Source organism: Neptunomonas qingdaonensis (assembly GCF_900113275.1).
GTDB lineage: Bacteria > Pseudomonadota > Gammaproteobacteria > Pseudomonadales > Balneatricaceae > Neptunomonas > Neptunomonas qingdaonensis.
In genome coordinates this window covers 41,415-62,747 of record NZ_FOOU01000007.1, presented here as the reverse complement: position 1 = coordinate 62,747, position 21,333 = coordinate 41,415, and the positions used below count along the sequence as shown (strand labels likewise).

At 47.3% G+C, this 21,333-nt stretch carries 20 protein-coding genes; 14 read left to right on the top strand and 6 right to left on the bottom strand.

From position 1 onward, the window contains the following. Positions 1-11: 11 nt before the first annotated feature. Complete coding sequence (locus tag BM099_RS11555) at positions 12-1,298, bottom strand: uracil-xanthine permease family protein (protein ID WP_090728263.1); 1,287 nt, start codon at positions 1,296-1,298, stop codon at positions 12-14. A gap of 25 nt (positions 1,299-1,323) precedes the next feature. Continuing rightward, complete coding sequence (upp, locus tag BM099_RS11550; protein ID WP_090728261.1) at positions 1,324-1,950, bottom strand: uracil phosphoribosyltransferase; 627 nt, start codon at positions 1,948-1,950, stop codon at positions 1,324-1,326. Positions 1,951-2,144: 194 nt separating this feature from the next. On the opposite strand from upp, the gene BM099_RS11545 reads away from it, so the two are divergent. Next, complete coding sequence (locus tag BM099_RS11545) at positions 2,145-2,717, top strand: hypoxanthine-guanine phosphoribosyltransferase (RefSeq protein WP_232349159.1); 573 nt, start codon at positions 2,145-2,147, stop codon at positions 2,715-2,717. 96 nt (positions 2,718-2,813) lie between these two features. On the opposite strand, the gene BM099_RS11540 is transcribed toward BM099_RS11545, so the two are convergent. Both BM099_RS11540 and BM099_RS11535 read right to left on the bottom strand, forming a co-directional pair. Then, positions 2,814-3,578, bottom strand: coding sequence for a ParA family protein (locus BM099_RS11540; RefSeq protein WP_090728259.1), 765 nt, complete (start codon positions 3,576-3,578; stop codon positions 2,814-2,816). 16 nt (positions 3,579-3,594) lie between these two features. After that, complete coding sequence (locus tag BM099_RS11535; protein ID WP_090728257.1) at positions 3,595-4,629, bottom strand: DUF2333 family protein; 1,035 nt, start codon at positions 4,627-4,629, stop codon at positions 3,595-3,597. Between the two features lie 293 nt (positions 4,630-4,922). On the opposite strand from BM099_RS11535, the gene aroQ reads away from it, so the two are divergent. The 10 genes from aroQ to BM099_RS11485 all read left to right on the top strand — a co-directional run bounded on the left by aroQ (position 4,923) and on the right by BM099_RS11485 (position 15,229). Next, a complete protein-coding gene (gene aroQ / locus BM099_RS11530) occupies positions 4,923-5,366 on the top strand; it encodes a type II 3-dehydroquinate dehydratase (protein ID WP_090728255.1) in 444 nt (147 codons plus the stop codon). Positions 5,367-5,423: 57 nt separating this feature from the next. Next, positions 5,424-5,891, top strand: coding sequence for an acetyl-CoA carboxylase biotin carboxyl carrier protein (gene accB / locus BM099_RS11525; RefSeq protein ID WP_090728252.1), 468 nt, complete (start codon positions 5,424-5,426; stop codon positions 5,889-5,891). A gap of 32 nt (positions 5,892-5,923) precedes the next feature. Then, positions 5,924-7,264, top strand: a complete 1,341-nt coding sequence (gene accC, locus BM099_RS11520) for an acetyl-CoA carboxylase biotin carboxylase subunit (protein ID WP_090728249.1) — start codon at positions 5,924-5,926, stop codon at positions 7,262-7,264. 106 nt (positions 7,265-7,370) lie between these two features. Next, complete coding sequence (gene prmA, locus BM099_RS11515) at positions 7,371-8,264, top strand: 50S ribosomal protein L11 methyltransferase (RefSeq protein ID WP_090728246.1); 894 nt, start codon at positions 7,371-7,373, stop codon at positions 8,262-8,264. Then, on the top strand, positions 8,234-9,166 hold the full coding sequence (locus BM099_RS11510; RefSeq protein WP_143083765.1) for a DUF3426 domain-containing protein: 933 nt from the start codon (positions 8,234-8,236) through the stop codon (positions 9,164-9,166). The genes prmA and BM099_RS11510 overlap by 31 nt, the downstream gene beginning before the upstream one ends. A 158-nt stretch (positions 9,167-9,324) precedes the next feature. After that, positions 9,325-10,311 (top strand): tRNA dihydrouridine synthase DusB, encoded by a 987-nt coding sequence (gene dusB, locus BM099_RS11505; protein WP_090728240.1) that lies wholly within the window; start codon positions 9,325-9,327, stop codon positions 10,309-10,311. A gap of 32 nt (positions 10,312-10,343) precedes the next feature. Then, the gene (fis, locus tag BM099_RS11500; RefSeq protein ID WP_280522151.1) at positions 10,344-10,631 is read left to right on the top strand and encodes a DNA-binding transcriptional regulator Fis; all 288 of its coding nucleotides are present in this window, start codon (positions 10,344-10,346) and stop codon (positions 10,629-10,631) included. Positions 10,632-10,663: 32 nt separating this feature from the next. Next, a complete protein-coding gene (purH, locus tag BM099_RS11495) occupies positions 10,664-12,250 on the top strand; it encodes a bifunctional phosphoribosylaminoimidazolecarboxamide formyltransferase/IMP cyclohydrolase (RefSeq protein WP_090728237.1) in 1,587 nt (528 codons plus the stop codon). 58 nt (positions 12,251-12,308) lie between these two features. After that, complete coding sequence (gene purD / locus BM099_RS11490) at positions 12,309-13,592, top strand: phosphoribosylamine--glycine ligase (RefSeq protein WP_090728235.1); 1,284 nt, start codon at positions 12,309-12,311, stop codon at positions 13,590-13,592. 275 nt (positions 13,593-13,867) lie between these two features. Beyond that, positions 13,868-15,229 (top strand): tetratricopeptide repeat protein, encoded by a 1,362-nt coding sequence (locus tag BM099_RS11485; RefSeq protein WP_177201158.1) that lies wholly within the window; start codon positions 13,868-13,870, stop codon positions 15,227-15,229. A 4-nt stretch (positions 15,230-15,233) separates the two neighbouring features. Here the strand turns inward: BM099_RS11485 and BM099_RS11480 are convergent, their stop codons facing one another. Both BM099_RS11480 and BM099_RS11475 read right to left on the bottom strand, forming a co-directional pair. Then, positions 15,234-16,529: a L,D-transpeptidase Cds6 family protein gene (locus BM099_RS11480; RefSeq protein WP_090728230.1), complete on the bottom strand. Its 1,296-nt coding sequence runs from the start codon at positions 16,527-16,529 to the stop codon at positions 15,234-15,236. Between the two features lie 45 nt (positions 16,530-16,574). Then, a complete protein-coding gene (locus BM099_RS11475; protein ID WP_090728228.1) occupies positions 16,575-17,771 on the bottom strand; it encodes a L,D-transpeptidase family protein in 1,197 nt (398 codons plus the stop codon). 401 nt (positions 17,772-18,172) lie between these two features. On the opposite strand from BM099_RS11475, the gene BM099_RS11470 reads away from it, so the two are divergent. Genes BM099_RS11470 through BM099_RS11460 form a run of 3 tightly spaced genes read left to right on the top strand, consistent with a single transcriptional unit; the run spans position 18,173 to position 21,320 of the window. After that, positions 18,173-19,231 (top strand): Leu/Phe/Val dehydrogenase, encoded by a 1,059-nt coding sequence (locus BM099_RS11470; protein ID WP_090728225.1) that lies wholly within the window; start codon positions 18,173-18,175, stop codon positions 19,229-19,231. Then, on the top strand, positions 19,228-20,334 hold the full coding sequence (gene pdhA / locus BM099_RS11465) for a pyruvate dehydrogenase (acetyl-transferring) E1 component subunit alpha (RefSeq protein ID WP_177201157.1): 1,107 nt from the start codon (positions 19,228-19,230) through the stop codon (positions 20,332-20,334). The genes BM099_RS11470 and pdhA overlap by 4 nt, the downstream gene beginning before the upstream one ends. Beyond that, entirely contained in the window at positions 20,331-21,320 is a 990-nt protein-coding gene (locus tag BM099_RS11460) for an alpha-ketoacid dehydrogenase subunit beta (protein WP_090728223.1), read from the top strand. The genes pdhA and BM099_RS11460 overlap by 4 nt, the downstream gene beginning before the upstream one ends. The last annotated feature ends 13 nt before the right edge of the window (positions 21,321-21,333 follow it).

Genomic DNA, 21,333 nt, shown 5'->3' with positions numbered 1-21,333 from the left:
CATCGAAAGACTTAACGAGTATGCTCAATTAAGTCATCAATCACCGCTTGCTCTTCATGCAGATCGTCACATTCCAGCTCTTCTTTTGGCAAAATCAAGTTGAGTAAAATAGCGACCACACCACACAGGCTGATCCCCTGAAGATTGAAATCATTGCCGCCAATCGCCATGCCGCCGATACCGAATATCAACACAGTCGCGACAATCACCAGATTACGCTGTTCTGCCAGGTCGACACGCGCTTTGATGAGTGTATTCAAGCCTACCGCCGCAATAGAACCAAACAACAAAATCAAAATCCCACCCATGACCGGTGCCGGAATCGTTTGTAATGCGGCACCAAACTTAGCGACGAGCGCCATCGACATAGCGATGCACGCCGCCCAGATCATAACGATCGGATTGAAGGTTTTTGTCAGCATGACCGCGCCGGTGACTTCTGAATAGGTCGTATTCGGTGGCCCACCCAACAGTGCCGCTGCCGACGTAGCCAAGCCATCACCAAACAGTGTGCGGTGCAGCCCTGGATTTTTGACGTAGTCTTTACCGGTAACATTACTAATGGCCAGCACGTCACCCACATGTTCAATGGCGGGTGCAATCGACACAGGAATCATAAAAAGAATGGCCGCCCAGTTGAGCGTAGGAGATACAAACTCAGGAACCGCGAATAGCGGCGCTATCGTTACCGCATCAAAATTCACCATCCCCATAAAGAAGGCGATGACGTAACCAACAATCACGCCGAATAAAATAGGAATGAGGCGGAAGATACCTTTTGCCAGCGTCGCCACCAGCAAGGTGGTCAATAAAGCACTCATCGACACTATCATGGCGTCCATATACGGAAATATCACCATGCTACCATCGCCGGTTTTACCCATCGCCATATTCACAGCCACCGGTGCCAGACCCAATCCGATCACCATAATCACCGGCCCTGTCACGACAGGCGGCATTAAATGGTGTATAAAACCAACACCTTTCACTTTCACCAAGACACCCAGCAACATGTAGACGATACCGGCAGCCAACAACGCCCCTAAGGTATCCGACATACCCCAGGTTTGGACGCTATAAAGAATCGGCGCGATAAATGCAAAAGATGACGCCAGAAAAATAGGCACTCTGTTTTTGGTGACGAAATGAAAAAGCAAGGTTCCAAGACCTGCCGTAAATAAAGCGACACTAGGATCCATCCCGGTCAAAAGTGGCATCAATACCAGCGCACCAAATGCGACAAACAACATTTGCGAGCCGGCTAACGCGCTTTTCCACAAGGGTTCATGTGCGTTCATTTATATTCCAATTTCAGGTTAACAGTTATTTTGTGCCGAAAATTTTATCGCCCGCATCACCCAATCCAGGAATAATGTAGCCATTTTCATTCAAGTGGCTATCAATCGACGCGGTATAAATATCTACATCCGGATGCGCAGCCTGCACCTTTGCAATGCCTTCCGGGGCAGCAACTAAAACAAGTGCCCGAATACTAGTACATCCTGCGGCTTTTAGCATTTCAATGGTGGCGATCATCGAGCCACCTGTCGCCAGCATTGGATCAACGATTAGCGCCATACGCTCTTCAATATCATGTGCTAACTTTTCAAAATAAGGCACAGGCTCCAATGTTTCCTCATCACGATATAGCCCAACCACACTAATTTTTGCACTGGGCACCAGATCCAATACGCCATCTAACATACCAATACCGGCGCGCAAAATAGGAACTACCGTGAATTTTTTTCCTTTAATCTGCTCCCCTTTAATCGGACCACACCAACCCTCGATATCGTGTTCTTCAAGTTCGAGGTCCTTTGTTGCTTCATAGGTCAAAAGAGCGCCAACTTCTGCTGCTAACTGTCGAAAACTTCGGGTACTGACGGATGAAACGCGCATTAAACTTAATTTGTGACGCACTAACGGGTGTTTTATCTCGAGGACGCTCATATTTTTTTCTCACTATTCGATGCGCTTCCAGGCATCTTGATCTATTCGTTATCCTTAGGTCGAAAGAGTAACCAAACCCGACTCTAATGTCATGAATTGATCTGTCAAACTTGCCCTTTTTCGCCTTGATCAGTATGTTTATGCTCTTGCAATCTTACTTATTTAACAATCAACTTCCTTCTGAGAAGCCGCCCTTGATTAACAGCACGCCCAACACCGACCTTGAACATATCAAAAAAATTTACAGCGAAGCTGATCAACTCTTCAGTGAAACTGACGTTGAAGCGTCCATCGAACAGATGGCTAAAGAGATCACCGAGTCGTTAGCCGAACGAAATCCAGTAATTTTTACGGTGATGAATGGCGGACTGGTGATTGGCGGAAAGTTACTGACAAAACTTAATTTCCCGCTCGAAGCCAGCTATATGCATGCCACACGTTACCGGAACGGCACATCGGGCCATGAACTGGAATGGAAAGTTGCGCCGATGATCGATTTTAACGGCCGCCCGGTTCTTATTGTTGATGATATTCTGGATGAAGGACACACGTTGGCCGAAATTATCGACTATTGCCGTAAAAATGGCGCTACCGAAGTGCATTCTGCCGTACTGGTAAATAAGCTGCATAGCCGAAAAGCACGCCAGGACCTGAAAGCCGATTTTGTCGGACTTGAAGTTGAAGACCGTTACATCTTCGGTTTCGGTATGGACTATCATGGCTACTGGCGCAATGCGCCTGGAATATTTGCAGTCAAGGGGATGTAATACACACTTTTGCTGCGCACAAACAATGTGAATAAGTATTCAACAATAAAAAACGGAGCATAGGCTCCGTTTTTTATTGTGCATGCATAATGCTATCTAAGGATGCAACTCATTGAACAGTTCTATAAATTCCTGCGTCAACTTATGCTTGGGCGCGTAGTGAACCAAAGGCATCGATACGTTATGCGATTCACGCATTTTCACCGAAGAAGAGATCTTAGAATTAAGCACAGGCAGTTTTTCGGCTTGCAGCGCTTCCACCATTTGTCTCGGCAATGTGGCTCTTGGCTGAAACTGATTAACCACAATGCCTTCAACTTCGAGTGCAGCGTTATGATCCATACGCGTTTCATTGACATTATCCAGTAATGAATAAAGAGCATGACGTGCAAATTCATCACAATCAAAAGGAATCAGACAACGTTCAGCAGCGACCAGCGCAGATAAGGTAAAGAAGTTAAACGCAGGGGGTGTATCGATATAAATAGCATCAAAGTGCGTCAATTTTTCAACGGCTTCTTTCAACTTATAAATTTTGTGTTTCGTTTCCAGCTTGGTTTGAAGATCCGCCACATCACGATTGGCAGGGATCAGAAATAGATTGTCATAAGGTGTCTCATGAATAAACGCGTCTGCTCCCTGTGGTTTCATTTGAAAAGTTAATGTTTGCTCAAAAAAAGCTTTAACATCCTGTGTTAACTCATCGCTCCCGGCACCATAAATGTACTGAGTTGAGTTGCACTGCGGGTCCAGATCAATCACTAATGTTTTCAGACCTTTCGCCGCACTGATAGCCGCTAAATTCGATGTAATACTCGACTTGCCGACACCACCTTTCTGGTTAAAAACCACACGTATCATCAGTTATTCCTTATTATTATCCCTGAGCCAGCAATTCACGCAGATCTATAATGGCAGCGTTAGCACGCGATATATAAGATGCCATTACCAATGAGTGATTCGCCAGAAGACCAAATTCGTTACCGTTAAGAATTATCGGGCTCCAGATAGTGCCCTGTGTTGACTCGAGTTCACGCACGATCTGCAACAAACTCACGCGGGCATTTTTCTTCTCTAACGCCGGTCCGAAATCCTGCTCTATTCCTTTTAACAGTTGAATCAGCGCCCACGCGGTACCACGCGCTTCGTAAAACACATCATCCAATTCAAACCATGAGGTTTTTACCTCCATGTCCTGCTTAGAAGAGGTCGACTGCTGCGCAGACTTCTCACCTGCGAGGTCTGTATTCAATCGTTTTTGTCCCACACTCGCGCTCAGCCTCTGTGACAGACTACCTAAACGGGTGCTGACATCAGCCAACCAGTTATTAAGATTATCGGCGCGGGCATAAAACTGGGCGTCCGGCTGACTCGGATCTTGCAGGCGCCCATAGTAGCTATACAGCCCTTTTAGCGCTTTTTTGTATTCAGTTTCAGTCGCAGGAAATAGCCAGCTGTTATTATTAAAATTAAGCATAGGCTCAGCAGGAGCCAGATCAGCATCTTCGGTAGATTGTGATTGAGAGCGACTGAAATCCTTACGCATCGCACGGGCCATATCACGCGCCTGTACAAGCACACCAAACTCCCAGTTCGGTGTATTATCAAGCCATACGCCCGGAGGCGTACGATCATTGCTCAGATAACCACCGGGTTTTTCTAATAATGTCTGTACAACACTGATCAGCGCGCCTGTCGTTCCTACACCGACAACACTCTTATCAGTGGTCTGCTCGATGTGCACCGCTACAGGATCCGGCTCCCAGCTCCAATAAACGCCAATAGCCCCCGCAACCAATAGATAAAGCACCGCTATCGAAAAAATTCCTTGGATAATTCGCCCTCCCCCTATTTTTGCGGTGAGTGCGTCCCAAAAGGTCAACCAGATCTGCTGTAACTTATCCAAAATCATCCCTCTATATAATCAGAAACCGTAAACTTTCTGTACTGCGCGGCACTATTACTCATTTAGACACTATAATCAATAAGGCGTATGAGGTAGACAGAATCCAAAAGACTTCTATTAATCTAGCCTTAACCTACCAGCCTGCAACGCCCCATAGAAATAGAATAGTGACGAACGTCGCCTAACGGCTGCCATCCTGCAAATAAATCACCATTTTCTGGACAGCCTTATTCCTTTCATGCAAACTATCTCGCAAGTTTACTGTCATCATGAACTCACTGCAGACGAGGCATTTATAAATGTCCAGATTTCTACTCCTAAACGGGCCCAATCTAAATTTATTGGGTAGCCGCGAACCTGAAGTTTATGGTTCAACGACGCTTCAGGAGGTCGAACTGGATTTGCGACAAAATGCGTTACTGGCCGGCCATGAGCTTGATTATTTTCAAAGCAATGCCGAGTCAGCACTCATTGATCGGATTCATCAGGCACGCGAAGACAAGGTTGACTTCATTATTATAAATCCGGCCGCATACACTCATACCAGTGTCGCGATCAGAGATGCCCTACTGGGCGTTAGCATCCCCTTTATTGAAGTCCACCTGTCCAATGTTCATGCTCGTGAAACTTTCCGACATCACTCTTACCTATCAGATATCGCCAAAGGCGTCATTTGTGGTTTAGGAGTTGATGGCTATAATTATGCGCTAAGTTCTGCAATTAAGCTGACAAAAAACACCTGAACCCAAACTAAAAGCGAAATTTGTATCTCGCTTTTACATTGAGAGAATGAGAATAGAATGGACATCCGCAAAGTAAAAAAGCTGATTGAACTTCTGGAAGAATCCGATATTAACGAAATCGAAATTAAAGAAGGTGAAGAGTCGGTCCGCATTAGCCGTGCATCTAGCGTTCAACCTCAATACGCTATGCCTTATCCTCCACAACAAGGATATGCGCCTGCACCGGCTCCGGCAGCTCCCATTGCTGCGCCAGCAGCCCCGGCTGCCCCAATAGCAGAAGCTAAACAGTCAGGCCATCTCGTCTGTTCACCTATGGTCGGTACTTTTTACCGCTCAGCATCTCCCAGCTCACCAGCGTTCATCGAAGTAGGTCAGCATGTTAAAGCAGGTGAAGTTATCTGTATCGTTGAAGCCATGAAAATGATGAACCAGATTGAAACTGATAAATCCGGCGTAATCGAAGCTATTTTGATTGAAGACGGTCAGCCTGTTGAATTTGACCAGCCGCTGGTTACCATTGTTTAACTGCCCGAATATCGCTAAAGGAACTTAACCAGATGCTGGATAAAGTTGTTATTGCCAACCGTGGCGAGATTGCTCTGCGCATTCTGAGAGCCTGTAAAGAACTAGGCATCAAAACCGTTGCTATCCATTCTCAGCCAGACCGCGACCTTATGCATGTACGACTGGCCGATCAGGCCGTTTGTATTGGCCCTGCGTCTTCAGCAAAGAGCTACCTGAACATCCCTGCAATCATCAGTGCTGCCGAAGTTACCGATGCTACTGCTATCCACCCAGGGTATGGATTCTTAGCAGAAAACGCTGCATTTGCAGATCAGGTAGAGCAATCAGGCTTCGTATTTATCGGCCCTACTGGCGATGTCATTCGCATGATGGGTGACAAGGTATCCGCTATTTCCGCCATGAAAACAGCGGGTGTACCTACGGTGCCGGGTTCTGACGGTGCACTACCAGACGATCCTGACAAGATCCACGCCATTGCTAAACGTATTGGCTACCCCGTCATTATCAAAGCAGCATCAGGCGGTGGTGGACGCGGCATGCGAGTGGTGCATTCTGAAGCATCGCTTATCAGCTCTATTCACGTGACTCAATCCGAAGCAGCCGCTGCATTTGGCGACCCTACGGTCTACATGGAAAAATATCTTGAAAATCCGCGCCACGTGGAAATTCAGGTATTAGCCGACGGCCAGGGCAACGCCATTCATCTTTACGATCGCGACTGCTCGATGCAGCGCCGCCATCAGAAAGTAGTTGAAGAAGCGCCTGCACCTCACATTGATCCGGAAGCTCGTCGCCAGGTTTTACAATCCTGCGTAGATGCCTGTATCAAAATTGGTTATCGCGGTGCGGGGACGTTTGAATTCCTATATGAAAATGGCGGGTTTTACTTCATCGAAATGAACACTCGTGTTCAGGTGGAGCATCCGGTAACAGAGATGATTACCGGCGTCGATATCGTAAAAGAACAACTGCGCATTGCCGCAGGCCTTCCGCTTTCTTATAAACAAGAAGACATTGTCGCACGCGGACATTCATTTGAGTGCCGTATCAATGCTGAAGACGCTAAAACATTCCTGCCAAGCCCTGGTAAGGTCGTGCATTTTCACGCGCCTGGCGGAAATGGCGTGCGTGTTGATTCACATTTGTATGATGGCTACACAGTACCGCCTCATTACGACTCACTGATAGCCAAGCTGATTACTTACGGTGAAGACCGCGAAACCGCTCTGGTTCGCATGAGAAATGCATTAGATGAAATGCTGATTGAGGGCATTCGTACCAATATTGCCTTGCATCAGGATATTGTTCGTGACGCTCACTTCATTAAAGGCGGTATGAATATTCACTATCTTGAAAAGAAATTAGAACTGTAAACATCTATTTTGATTCTTAAAGCCCGCACAGCGGGCTTTTTAGTTCTCTGAAGGGAATTTTTGCGCAATACTTTAACCCAACTGTTCGATTAGGATTCTAGACACTATGCCGTGGCTTCAACTCAAAATGGAAATCAAACCTGAGTACTCCGATCAATTCGAGGATATTCTCCTAGCAGCCGGATGTGCAGCCGTCACTTATGAAGACAGTGCCGATCAGCCAATTTTTGAGCCCGACCTTGGCACTACCCCTCTTTGGCAACATACAACAATAACCGGCCTGTTTGCAGCAGAGCACGATGTCGTACAAACAGAAAAATTTATTCGACAAGCACATAAGCAAATTTTTGATAACTCCCCTTTCCCGCCCTTCAAAGCCGAGATTCTGGAAGACAAAGACTGGGAACGGGAATGGATGAAAAACTACCATCCGATGCAATTTGGTAAGCGCCTGTGGATCTGCCCTAGCTGGAGAGATGTCCCCGACCCTACTGCCGTCAACCTTATGCTTGATCCCGGCTTAGCCTTCGGTACCGGAACCCACCCAACCACGGCGCTCTGCTTAGAGTGGCTGGATAGCCAAGACCTGAACAAAAAGACGGTCACCGACTATGGATGCGGATCAGGTATCTTAGGTATCGCAGCACTCCTTCTGGGTGCCACACACGTTATCTCTGTTGACATCGACCCTCAAGCGCTTCAGGCAACACGCGATAACCTGCAACGCAACTCGCTACCCGATAAACTAATGGATGTGTATTTCCCCGAAAACGCACCCGAAGTCGAAGTGGATGTGCTCGTGGCTAATATTCTGGCAGGCCCGCTGACCTCTCTGGCACCGATATTAGCCAAGCGCGTCCGCCAGGGCGGGCTTATCGCATTATCCGGCTTACTCAACCAACAAGCTGAAGAGCTGCAAAACACCTACGGTGAATGGTTTGATTTAGACCCGATCACTGAGCGGGAAGAGTGGATTCGCATTACCGGCAGGAAGCGATGAATGGCAGCTCCATAAATACTCGCTGCCCCGCGTGCCACACGGCTTTTAATGTCACAAACGGGCAACTCAAAGTAGCGGACGGGCTGGTTCGCTGCGGAGGTTGCCTGCATGTATTCAACGCACAAGAATCCGCAGAAAGCCCTTTAGCCGGTCACGCAAATACGCCCAAGTATGCCGCCACGCCAACGCCAACCATTACTGAAAAGCACGCAGCGGCGCCCGAGGCACCAGCTGAAACGCTTTACCAGAAGCAGCCGATTCAGCAACGGGCAGCACGACAAGCTCAACAGCCGGTCCAACAATCCTCTTCGCGACTAACGCAACTAACGCAACAACCAACCCAACCGCTAACAACGCAGCAGGCCATAAAGCTGCCGCTCCTCAAACACGACTTCGAATCACCCGACGAGACAGTGGCCGAGAGTTCATTATCACACTTTATCAGCCATTCTTTACTTATCTGCCTCGTGCTTTTATGCATTACTCAAATCCTCTGGTTTCAAAAGGATGAGTGGATACAGCAAGAGCAGTTCAGGCCAGTCTATAAAGCCCTTTACGCCCTCATGGATCAGCCCTTGCCCGCCAGGCGATCACCCGACCTGATCATCAATAAGCAACTGATTATTCAACCACATAAAGAGTTCGCAGATGCTATCAGGGTCTCGATCCTACTCGAAAATACAGCCGATTTTTCACAACCCTTCCCGACGCTTCAACTGATATTCAGCGATCTGAAAGGCCGCACCACAGCGCAGCGCACCCTGACCGCCAGCGAATACATTAACACCCAGTTGTTTCCTCATCAGCTGATGCCAAGCAAACAACCCATCCAGATTCAATTAGACATGATGGCCCCCGGCCTCAGAGCTGTCGGCTACCAACTGAACTTGATTTCAAGCTAAAAAGCTAGTCGATTAGAAAAATAAGATGATCAAAAAATCATCAAAACGTCTTGGAGCATCAGCGGCTAATGGAGTATCATTACGCCCTTCCCTTGAACATCATGTCACTGTCCTTTATGGAGAGTGGTTAACTATTTTTCTGACGATTAAGGTCTGTCATGTTCAGTATTGGCACTTACAATATCGACAGCCGGGTGATACTTGCCCCGATGGCCGGTGTGACTGACCAACCCTTTCGACAACTATGTCGACGCTTGGGTGCAGGCCTTGTTGTGTCTGAAATGGTGACCGCGGATACCCGCTTGTGGAATAGCCGTAAGTCATCCTTTCGCCTCAACCATGCGGGGGAAAATGAGCCGCGTTCCGTGCAAATAGCCGGCGGTGATCCGCACATGATGGCGCAAGCTGCTCGCATGAATGCCGAGCGTGGCGCTCAGATCATCGATATTAATATGGGCTGCCCTGCAAAAAAAGTCTGCAACAAGGCTGCAGGTTCTGCTTTATTAAAAGATGAGCCGCTAGTACTTTCTATTTTACAAGCGGTGGTCGCTGCAGTTGATATTCCGGTTACGTTGAAAATTCGTACCGGCTGGTCAACTGATCACAAGAATGCTGAAACCATTGCACGCATGGCTGAAGACACGGGCATTAAAGCACTGGCGATTCATGGACGCACCAGAGCATGCGGTTATAAAGGCGAGGCTGAATACGACACGATTGCTAACGTCAGAAAAATTATTGAGATCCCTTTATTTGCAAACGGCGACATTTCAACGCCCGAAAAAGCAAAAAAAGTGCTCGATTACACGGGCGCGGATGCGGTCATGATCGGCAGAACAGCTCAAGGGAATCCTTGGATTTTCAAGGAGATCGACCATTTTCTTCGTCATAATGAACGATTAGAGAAACCTTCACTGAACGAAGTCCGAAATACACTTCTGTCTCACCTGGCCGCTCTACATCAATTTTATGGGGAATATTTAGGCGTAAGGATTGCACGCAAACATGTTGGCTGGTACTTGCATCACCAGCCAAAAGGCGTATCTTTCCGCGCTCACTTCAATCAACTGGAATCAGCAGTTGAACAGGTAGCCGCTATCGAGCAATATTTTATTCAAGCTCAATTAACAACCGCTGCTGCCTGATTCAAGTCAATGGGTATATAAGTACTGTGGATATTAAAGAAAACTCAACAATCGCTTTTACCAGAACCAACGAATCTCAGGAAGAGACACAGCATCAGACATTACGCGACAGTGTTCATACGTCGCTGGGACACTACTTTAAACAGTTAGATGGCCAGCCTGTTACTGATGTGTACCAAATGGTATTAGCAGAAATAGAAGCCCCATTATTCGAAACAGTAATGGCATACACCAAAGACAATCAGACGAAAGCCTCTGAATTATTGGGCCTTAACCGCGGCACTCTGCGCAAGAAGCTGAAACAATACGGCTTACTGTAATTTTTTCATTTTCAACGATAGTGACATTACCAATGGCTGAGCAAGACTACACTCCTATCCGTAGAGCACTCATCAGTGTCTCTGATAAAACAGGTATTATTGAATTTGCACGTGCTTTACAGGCACAGGGCGTAGAAATTCTCTCAACAGGCGGAACCTACAAGCTGCTTTGCGACAATCAGATCCCTGCTGTTGAAGTATCTGACTACACTGGTTTTCCTGAAATGATGGACGGGCGTGTAAAAACGCTGCACCCAAAAGTTCACGGTGGTATTTTAGGCCGACGCGGAAAAGATGATGCCATCATGAACGAGCACGGCATCGATCCGATCGACATGGTTATCGTCAATCTTTACCCATTCGAGACAACCATTGCACGTCCTGATTGCGATCTGGCTTTAGCCATTGAGAATATCGACATTGGCGGACCGACTATGGTTCGCTCAGCCGCTAAAAACCATAAAGATGTTGCTATCGTTGTTAATGCAGCCAGCTATGATGTGGTTCTGCAAGAACTGACTGCTAACAACGGCCTGTCGCAGAAAACCCGTTTTGACCTGGCGGTTCAGGCATTTGAGCACACGGCAGCCTACGATGGCATGATTGCCAACTATCTTGGCGCTATTGTAGAGAGCGATGATCCGGAAGATCCGGCTATTTTTCCGCGCACATTCAATACTCAGTTTATTAAAGCTCAGGATATGCGTTACGGCGAAAACCCGCATCAGCGCGCGGCTTTCTATATTGAAAGCAATCCATTTGAAGCGTCTGTTTCAACAGCACGCCAGCTTCAGGGTAAAGCATTATCCTATAACAATGTTGCCGACACGGATGCCGCATTAGAATGCGTCAAACCTTTCCGCGAGCCAGCGTGTGTTATTGTAAAACACGCCAATCCATGCGGCGTTGCTGTTGGTAATGACATTCTGTCGGCTTACAATCTGGCTTTTCAGACAGACCCGACATCCGCATTCGGCGGCATTATTGCCTTCAACCGTGAATTAGACGGCACAACAGCACAAGCTATTGTTGATCGCCAATTTGTTGAAGTTATCATTGCACCTAAAGTCACTCAGGAAGCATCTGACATCATTGCCGCCAAGCCAAATGTTCGCTTATTGGCCTGTGGTGAATGGAGCACTGAGCGCGCTCACGACTTTGACTTCAAACGCGTCAATGGTGGTCTGTTAGTGCAGGACCGCGACATGGGTATGGTAAATGCGTCTCAACTGAAAATAGTGACCAAGATCGCGCCTACCGAGCAAGAGATCCGTGATTTGCTGTTCTGCTGGGAGGTAGCCAAGTTTGTTAAATCCAATGCTATCGTTTATGCCAAAAATGGCCAGACTATCGGCATAGGCGCTGGCCAGATGAGCCGTGTGTATAGCGCTAAAATCGCCGGGATTAAAGCGGCCGACGAGGGACTGGAAGTAAAAGGCTCTGTAATGGCTTCGGATGCATTCTTCCCATTCAGAGACGGTATAGACTCAGCCGCTGCAGCCGGTATCAAAGCCGTTATTCAGCCAGGTGGTTCTATGCGCGATCAAGAAGTTATTGATGCAGCCAATGAACACGGTATGGCGATGGTCTTCACCGGCATGCGCCATTTCCGCCATTAATCGTTAACAGACAATGCAGCCTGCGGGCTGCATTTGTATTTTACAGAGTAGATTAAAGATGAAAGTGTTGATTATTGGTTCTGGCGGTCGTGAACATGCATTAGCCTGGTCCGCTGCAAAAGATAACCGTGTGAGCGATGTTTTTATTGCACCCGGTAATGCGGCCACCGCTCTTGAAGAGAAAATGAGCAATGTTGCGATTGATGTTATGGACATTAATGGCTTAATCGAGTTTGCTCAGCAGAATGCGGTTGACCTGACCATTGTCGGCCCCGAAGCTCCGTTAGTTGCCGGTGTCGTTGATAGTTTTCGTGACGCAGGCCTGGCTATTTTCGGCCCGACAGCCGCTGCAGCTCAACTGGAAGGCTCTAAAGCTTTCACCAAAGATTTCTTGGCACGCCAACACATTCCGACAGGCTGGTATCAGAACTTTACTGAAATTGAGCCTGCCCTTGCCTATGTACGTGAGAAAGGCGCCCCCATTGTTATAAAAGCAGATGGATTAGCCGCAGGCAAAGGCGTTATCGTCGCCATGACTCTGGACGAAGCAGAATCAGCCATCCGCGACATGCTGGCAGGTAATGTTTTTGGCGATGCCGGCAGCCGCGTAGTTATTGAAGAGTTTCTCGATGGTGAAGAAGCCTCTTTCATCGTGATGGTTGATGGCGACAACGTGCTCAGCATGGCCACCAGCCAGGATCATAAACGCGCAGGCAATGCTGACACAGGGCCAAACACAGGTGGCATGGGTGCCTACTCTCCTGCTCCTGTGGTAACACCCGCCATCCATCAGCGCATTATGGATGAAGTGATCATGCCAACGGTTAATGGCATGAAAGCAGAAGGCAATGAATACACCGGCTTTCTCTATGCAGGCCTGATGATCATGGCAGACGGCACACCTAAAGTAATTGAATACAATTGCCGCTTTGGTGATCCCGAAACACAACCTATCATGCTACGCCTGAAAAGCAGCATCGTTGAATTATGCCAGGCAGCGCTGGCTAAAAAGCTCGACTCAACCACAGCAGAGTGGGACTCAAGATCGGCGGTGGGTGTTGTTATGGCCGCTGGCGGTTACCCGGGTGACTACAAAAAAGGAGATATTATCTCCCTGCCTGACAGCACCCCTGAAGGCACTAAGATCTTCCACGCGGGTACTCAAGAAGTTGATGGCAAAGTAGTCACGGCAGGCGGACGTGTTTTGTGCATTACCGCACTGGGAAACAGCGTGACGGAAGCTCAACAACGCGCTTACCTGTTACTCGAAAAGGTTAGCTGGAAGGACGCCTATTTCAGAACCGATATCGCCTATCGGGCAATTGCCAGAGAGCAGTCATAATCAGCACCTATAAGGCCACTTTCGAGTGGCTTTTTATGCTCTATATGGCGCTTCTTATTACACTTTTTACTACTCCCTGCTATTTTTTAAAGTTTACAATCTATTAAGCCACACTTACTTAAAGTTATTTAAATTCAGGTAAACTTTTGGACGCTACGCAAAAGTAGAATAATCAGGCTATAATTATCGACCTAATCCGATTAATCAGATATTTGTATTCTTCGGCAATGACACATAAAGTAAGCGATTACATCAGCGGACAAAGACAGCGATTCATGGATATTAAACGTACCCCTATTGCCCTAATTATTGCGGCTACCGTGACCAGCGGTTGCAGCGCAGACGGTCGTGAATCAAGTACCGAGTATTGTCGAAACGGTGGATTCAGTACCGACTACACGTGTGAACAGAGCCAACAGGTTCCGGATCGTAAAATGATTGATGTGAAGGCGCTGCCTTCTACTGATGAAGCTTGGATGGAAGGTAAACTCGCTGAAATTAAGGCGTGGCTGCAACAAGAGCACAGCCCATCAGATACAAAGGGAGGCCAGGCAGCGACAGTCACCCCACAAGGTATTGCTGTCAGAAACCCATCAGCCACCGATCCTGAACTAATGCGCATTGAAACAATGTCGCGTGAAAACAATCATCGTGCAGCCATGTCTGCGGTTAACAGCTTTCTCGCCGCTAATCCCGACAGCCTCGAAGGCAAACTAACCAAGAGCCTTGTGCTGAATAATATGGGCCAATTTGATGAAGCCGAAGCACTTCTGAAAAACACCATTGGCCGCTACCCTAACTCTCCGGAGCTGTACAATAATCTCGCTGTTCTTTACTCAGAACAAGGGGACTATGGGCGTGCAATTGAAACCCTGCTAAAAGCTTTCAGCACTCACCCGACTTATGCACAAGTTCATCAGAACCTTCGTGAACTGTATGCGACCGTTGCATCACAGGCTTACAGCCGGGCCTTAGACCTGAATGAAAACAAAAATGCGCCAAAACTGGTGATGTTACGCCGCACCTCTGACAATAATGCGCCTGTTTTAAATTACCAGCCTAGTGTGCTTGTTACAGATGACGCTCAACTAGCCGCCGCTACAGCAGCATCAACAACACTAAAAGCACCAACTATCGCCAAATCCACTATTCAGCCTGTCACAGCGATGGCGCAAGCCACCACACCAACAGCACCAGCTGTTGAAAAACCCGTGGTAGTCAAACCTCAAAATACACAAGCTGTGATTGTTGAAGCATCAACTCCCACGCCGAAAGCAGCACCGATAGATACAAAAATATTGGTTCAGGAAGCGGTCAGCCACGTCAACAACTGGGCCTCGGCCTGGGCTAACCAGAATGTGGAAGGCTATTTGAACGCCTACATTCCTGACTTCCAACCCTTGAACGGCTTGTCTAATAGAGCATGGCAGGCTCAACGTCAGCAACGCCTGACCAAACCAACATTTATTAAAGTGAAACTTCGCAATATCAATACCACACTTATCAATGCAGATACGGCTAAAGTGACTTTTAAGCAAACTTACCAATCCAATACATTTAAAGACACTTCAAAAAAGCAGATCTTGCTGACTCGCATTAATAATGCATGGCGCATCAAAGAAGAACGCTCTCTTTGATCAGCTACTCCTGAGATAGCGGGCGAACTTCTTGGTTAATTTCGCCCGCTATTTTCCAGATACCCGCTTCTTTTCTTAATACCAGCGTTTTTAACGTATCATCCTGATAACCCGCGGAACGATACAACTGCCAGAAAGTTGCATGTAACTCTTTATTCAATTCTCCTTTTAACTCGCCTGTCAGCTCTCCTTGTAACTCGCCTTCTGCTCCACGCTTAACCGCCATCGGCCCTATTTCAATACTGATCCAAAGCGGTTTTTTCAACCGGGCAGTACGCCATGAACGCCACTCGTTTGACGACATAGTTTTGTCGGCAGAATAACCAGAACTATACATGGAAAAATACTCATCAATATTCTGCTGCTGCCACGCGCCAGACCAGCGTTCGATTAATGCTATTACTTCTGATATTTCACTTTGCGAAACAGAATCAATCTGAATATCTGGTCTTTGTGTTTCTGGTGCATCTGTTTCTGTCGTATCTATTTGTGGCGTATCTATTTCTGGGGGATCTATGCTTACTACAGCCACTTTCAGCGTATCCATGTCAGCCGGAGCCTGGAGCGGCGGCGTCTCAACGGATTGGCTCTGGGAGCGATTCGAAGACATTACGGGCGGCAACACGTCATCAGCATCTTCTGTTTTCGCCAACGCTGATTTTTCTTGTGACGTTAGATACCAGGTAGTAGTAATACTGGCTGCAGATAAGACCAAGATAAGAAGATAAGCAGCGTAAACCTTAAACCTGTCGGGATTATACGATCTGTGCTTAACAGGCAGAGGCTCACCAACGCGTTCGTGAATAGCCTGCGCTAACGGTGCAAAAGATGTGTCACGCTGTTTGTCAGCAGAAACTTTCAATAAGATACGAATAGCAAACTGTCCGGATCGCGATAAAGGACGAAAACGCAGTAACTCAACGAGCTGTTCATTTGGAATATTATCGCCTTCAACCAGAATCCACAGCACAGCACTCTGCTCGGCCCACACTCTGAGACGGTGCTGCAGATAAACATACTCAGCTGATGGAAAATCAAGCGCGTCAGCCAACAGCTGAGCATAATCTGAAAACTGTTCTGTGGAGTTCCAGCGAAGCAGTGGGGTATCAATAAGCTGTTCAAATTGCGCAACAATCGAAGCAGCCCGACCTCCGTCCAATTGCACAATGCCAAAGTCCGGTAACACCTGCAGTAACCAGTTGGCGCTGAGCAGATCTTTCTCAGGTAATGGCGAGGTTAGGCCAGGATTGAGGCGAGAGCTCAGGCGCGAGTTGTGTCTGAATATCTGTCCGGATGTCATTAATAACTCTTAGCACACAACTGTTTTGATATCAGGAGCAGATATTTAAGGGATTCCTCGGGAAGGGTCGCCCTCATAAGCTATTCTCCAATGCCCCTCTTCTTTCACCCAATACTGGCGTTTAATCGATTCACCTTGATAGCTATCGGATTGGTAATCCTGATTAAAGGTGGCGACCATCAAGTTTGGATCATTCGGGTATGTGAAAAGACTGACATCTTTCAAACCCACTTTGATAAAGCGCTTACTCGCATTGACGCGTTGTTTGTATTCGGAAAAGGAGTTGAAGTCTCGCGAAGCATCACGATATTGCTTAGAATAATTTGTAATATAGCGGCTGTGCTCCTGGCTCTCCCAGTCGACACGCCATTTTTCTACATATTGCTCAATCTCTTTCTGTTGCTCAACCCAGGACTGCTGATCGATCCATTTCATATTGCTGCCGATCAGCACCGGTGTATTTTTAATATTCACCAGCTTATCAAGATCAATAAAATCCGGATTAGTCAGAGAAATACAGCCCTCACTGGCTTTAGGTGGCCGGCTATAGGTATCGACTGGCGAACCATGCAGCCATATACCATTACCGGTATGGCCGTTACGTGAATCCCACACATTAGGATAGTTGATGGGCAAAGCGCCTGAACCATAGCGCTCCGGGAGGCGCTCATCCAAAAAGCGATCCGTCACAAAGTACACGCCTAAAGGTGTTTTCAGGTCACCTTGTTTTCTCTTTTCTATACCACCACGACCATAGGATGCATAAAAATCTTTGATGAGTACGGGCACCCCGTTACGATTTTCAAACACAAATAATCGAGAAAACTTTGCATCAACAACAATGACATATTTTTGGTCATCACTCATTTTGATCAGGCTTTGCGGTACATAACCTGGCACCGGCTTATCTTTACTGATCAGGATTCTGGCACGCGCCTCATCAATTAAACCATCGATCTCTTTCCTGCGTTGTTTTGTTTCACTACCAATCTGCCCCAAAGGGTTAGTTTGTGCGACCAGCAAATCACCATAAACCAACTGAGCCAAACGAAAATCCGGACGTTTCTGTGTTAGTTCTTTGAATTGCGTTAATGCTGTATCAAATTGCTGTGCCGCCAATGACTCTAAGCCTTTTAACAGCAGCTCTTCATTACCCTCAGATATACCATAATCTGATGCGGCATGGAGTGAAAAAGAACTGCTCAACAATACACTAAAGAGAACTGTTTTAAGCTTGCGCATGAATAACCCGAACCACTAAGGCCTGAAAAAAAATTTATAGTATGTAATGTAGCACTCATACCCTGTAAAACGGAGCTTGTTTACATTTTATTTATGTCAATTGTACTTTATCAACAAGCATACTCAACCCTTCTTAACAATGAGTTTATTTTAAATATTTTTTTGTTTGCTTCAATGCACAAAAATAGCATAACGCTTACCGATATAACGCATAAAGCACCTGTTTGAAGCACGCTTTCATATTCTGCTGCAATGCAAAATAAATTTCTCCGGTCATATTTCACTCATAAAAACTGGCGGAATTTTCTGTTAATTTGTGTTATCCAGAATATAACTAATATTAAATGCAGCTGTATTAAACAAGCTTGTTTCCACAGTTAACAGCAGCGGAGGATCCCGTTATGTTTACCCAGATGGAATACCAAGGCGCTTCAGACCTACACCTTTTCCATGATGCGGCAACGGGTCTGCAAGCCATTATCGCGATTCATTCGACCGCGCTGGGCGCGGCCATCGGCGGTTGTCGCTTTATTGAATACACCACACACGACGATGCCATTCAGGACGCGCTCAGGCTAGCAAAAGGGATGAGTTACAAGGCGGCCTTAGCAGGCTTACCTCACGGTGGCGGAAAGTCCGTCATTATTAAACCTCGGAAACCTTTTGATCGCCGCGCACTGATGCTCGCTTTTGGTGAGTGTATTGATCAGCTACAAGGACGCTACATTACCGCGATGGACAGCGGCACACTCACTACGGATATGGATGCTATTGCTGAAAAAACCCGGTGGGTGTCGTGCACCTCCTCCGCAGGTGATCCGTCAACTTACACCTCACTCGGCGTTATTGAAGGCATTAAATCAGCGGTCAAACACCTTTTCGATAAAGACAACCTGGAAGGTATTCGTATTGCTATACAGGGTTTGGGGCATGTGGGTATGGCAGTCGCTTCGCATTTATCGATGGAAGGAGCACATCTGACGGTGACCGATATCAACACGTCGCTGATGAAAACAGCCGTTGAAGAATACAAAGCTAAGGCGGTCGCTCCGGATGATATATACGCAACCGATGTCGATATTTTCTGTCCCTGTGGTTTAGGCGGTGTGCTGAATAAAAATACCATCGGGCAGATAAAAGCGCAGATTATAGCGGGTTCAGCCAACAATCAATTACTCACGTCTGAAGATGGTTATGCACTGGACAGACGCCAGATTCTTTATGTGCCTGATTATGTCATTAACAGTGGCGGTCTTATTTTTGTCGCATTAGCACATGCCAAGGAAGACCCACAGACAATTCATCATCAGGTCGCCAATATTGGGAAAACATTAACTCAGCTTTTCAGTGCATCGCAAACAAGCTCTATTCCCCCGTTTGCTTTAGCCAATCAGCAAGCTGAATCTATCATCAGCGCAGCAGCATTTCACTCACGCGATGATAGGAGGATCATCTCATGAATATTTCCTATAAAGGCCAGATTACTTTTTCTCAGTTCATTAATGAACATAGTCAGGTCATAACCCCCCTACCCGAATGGGCACAGGTAGATAAAACGCTGATCGAGTACTACAAACTAATGGTGATCGCCCGTCAGTTTGACAATAAGGCGATCGCGTTGCAGCGAACCGGACAGTTAGGAACCTATGCCTCTTCATCGGGTTGTGAAGCGATCGATGTGGTAACCGCCTCATTGATGTCAAAAGAAGACGTGCTTGTTCCTTATTACCGCAACCATGTAATGCAGATGATTCGTGGTATGAAGCTATCCGATATCTTGCTCTACTGGGGCGGTGACGAACGAGGTAACAGTACAGCAGCACAAGCAGAGGATCTGCCTAATTGCGTGCCAATCGCCACGCAATGCTTACATGCCTGTGGTATTGCCTCAGCGATCAAAATTCGCGACCAACAGCGCGCCACCGTCTGCATGCTGGGGGACGGGGCAACCTCAAAAGGCGATTTCCCGGAAGCACTGAATGTTGCCGGCGTCTGGCAACTACCGGTTGTTTTCATTATCAACAATAATCAATGGGCTATTTCGGTACCCCGATCATTGCAATCTATCGCCCCCACACTTGCACAAAAAGCACTGGGTGCCGGTATCCGTGGCGAACAGGTGGATGGTAATGATGTTGTTGCCCTGCATCAAAGTGTTGAGCAGGCATTACAACGCGCACGGGATGGCAAAGGGCCGACCGTAATTGAAGCGGTTAGTTATCGATTATCTGACCATACGACTGCAGACGACGCGACCCGCTATCGCCCTCCTGAAGCGTTAAAAAGCGGTTGGGAAAAAGAACCCATCAAGCGTTTGCGTGACTATCTTCATGCGCAAGGCTGGTGGCAGGAAAACAATGAAACCGAATGGCTTCAACAAGCGACTCAACAGATACAGGAAGCCGTCGATGAGTATTTGGAGACACCTCCCCAGCCGGTCAGCAGCATATTCGATTACCTTTATGCCGACCTCCCGGCGCAGCTGTCTAAACAACGGGATATAGCCGTCTCACGCAGTCAAAACCAAGGGCAGCAGCAGAATCACAAGGAGGCACAATCATGAAAAGCGAAGAAGCTATCTGTATGGTTGAGGCCATTAATCTGGCGTTACATCGTGCCATGCAAGACGATGCAGATGTGATCCTGCTCGGTGAAGACGTAGCGACTAATGGCGGGGTTTTCCGTGCCACCGTTGGCCTCAAGGAAGCCTTTGGCATAAAGCGGGTTATGGACACGCCTTTAGCCGAAAATATGATTGCCGGTTTAACCGTAGGCATGGCCGTGCAAGGCTTAAAGCCCGTTGCTGAAATCCAGTTTATGGGGTTTATCTTCCCTGCTATGGAACAAATTGTCTGCCATGCCGCGCGAATGCGTAACCGAACCCGTGGCCGCCTAAGCTGCCCGTTAGTGATTCGTGCACCCTATGGTGGCGGTATTCATGCACCAGAGCATCATTCAGAAAGCACTGAAGCATTATTTGCCCATATTCCCGGATTGCGAGTCGTTACCCCTTCCTCTCCACAACGGGCTTATGGCCTTTTATTGGCCGCTATTCAAAACCCTGACCCGGTTATCTTTCTGGAACCTAAACGCATTTACCGCAGTCAGAATCAGCACGTTGAGGATAATGGCAAAGCACTCCCCCTGGATACCTGTTTTACATTACGTGAAGGCAGCGACATCAGTTTAATCAGTTGGGGTTCAATGATTAAGGAAACACTGGAAGCCGCCAGCCAACTGGCTGATGAAGATATCCAATGTGAAGTGATTGATGTAGCAACTCTGAACCCGATTGACAGGGAAACCCTACTCGCCTCCGTTGGAAAAACCGGTCGCTGCGTGATCATTCATGAGGCTCCCATAACGTGTTCAGTTGGCTCAGAAATTGCCAGCATACTGGCAACGGAAGCGTTACTTGATTTACGAGCACCTATCGCACGTGTCGGCGGTTACGATACGGTCATGCCCTATTTTCGACTGGAAGACCAGTATATGCCACACACGGATCAGATAGTCGACGCCGTCAAACGTACACTGGAATTTAATTAAAGGAATGAGCAAC

What these genes read in the sequence shown, in the direction of transcription:
- BM099_RS11555 (WP_090728263.1), bottom strand. Translation starts at nt 1,298, where the DNA reads ATGAACGCACATGAACCCTTGTGGAAAAGCGCGTTAGCCGGCTCGCAA.
- upp (WP_090728261.1), bottom strand. Translation starts at nt 1,950, where the DNA reads ATGAGCGTCCTCGAGATAAAACACCCGTTAGTGCGTCACAAATTAAGT.
- BM099_RS11540 (WP_090728259.1), bottom strand. Translation starts at nt 3,578, where the DNA reads ATGATACGTGTGGTTTTTAACCAGAAAGGTGGTGTCGGCAAGTCGAGT.
- BM099_RS11535 (WP_090728257.1), bottom strand. Translation starts at nt 4,629, where the DNA reads ATGATTTTGGATAAGTTACAGCAGATCTGGTTGACCTTTTGGGACGCA.
- aroQ (WP_090728255.1), top strand. Translation starts at nt 4,923, where the DNA reads ATGTCCAGATTTCTACTCCTAAACGGGCCCAATCTAAATTTATTGGGT.
- accB (WP_090728252.1), top strand. Translation starts at nt 5,424, where the DNA reads ATGGACATCCGCAAAGTAAAAAAGCTGATTGAACTTCTGGAAGAATCC.
- accC (WP_090728249.1), top strand. Translation starts at nt 5,924, where the DNA reads ATGCTGGATAAAGTTGTTATTGCCAACCGTGGCGAGATTGCTCTGCGC.
- prmA (WP_090728246.1), top strand. Translation starts at nt 7,371, where the DNA reads ATGCCGTGGCTTCAACTCAAAATGGAAATCAAACCTGAGTACTCCGAT.
- dusB (WP_090728240.1), top strand. Translation starts at nt 9,325, where the DNA reads ATGTTCAGTATTGGCACTTACAATATCGACAGCCGGGTGATACTTGCC.
- purH (WP_090728237.1), top strand. Translation starts at nt 10,664, where the DNA reads ATGGCTGAGCAAGACTACACTCCTATCCGTAGAGCACTCATCAGTGTC.
- purD (WP_090728235.1), top strand. Translation starts at nt 12,309, where the DNA reads ATGAAAGTGTTGATTATTGGTTCTGGCGGTCGTGAACATGCATTAGCC.
- BM099_RS11485 (WP_177201158.1), top strand. Translation starts at nt 13,868, where the DNA reads ATGGATATTAAACGTACCCCTATTGCCCTAATTATTGCGGCTACCGTG.
- BM099_RS11480 (WP_090728230.1), bottom strand. Translation starts at nt 16,529, where the DNA reads ATGACATCCGGACAGATATTCAGACACAACTCGCGCCTGAGCTCTCGC.
- BM099_RS11475 (WP_090728228.1), bottom strand. Translation starts at nt 17,771, where the DNA reads ATGCGCAAGCTTAAAACAGTTCTCTTTAGTGTATTGTTGAGCAGTTCT.
- BM099_RS11470 (WP_090728225.1), top strand. Translation starts at nt 18,173, where the DNA reads ATGTTTACCCAGATGGAATACCAAGGCGCTTCAGACCTACACCTTTTC.
- pdhA (WP_177201157.1), top strand. Translation starts at nt 19,228, where the DNA reads ATGAATATTTCCTATAAAGGCCAGATTACTTTTTCTCAGTTCATTAAT.
- BM099_RS11460 (WP_090728223.1), top strand. Translation starts at nt 20,331, where the DNA reads ATGAAAAGCGAAGAAGCTATCTGTATGGTTGAGGCCATTAATCTGGCG.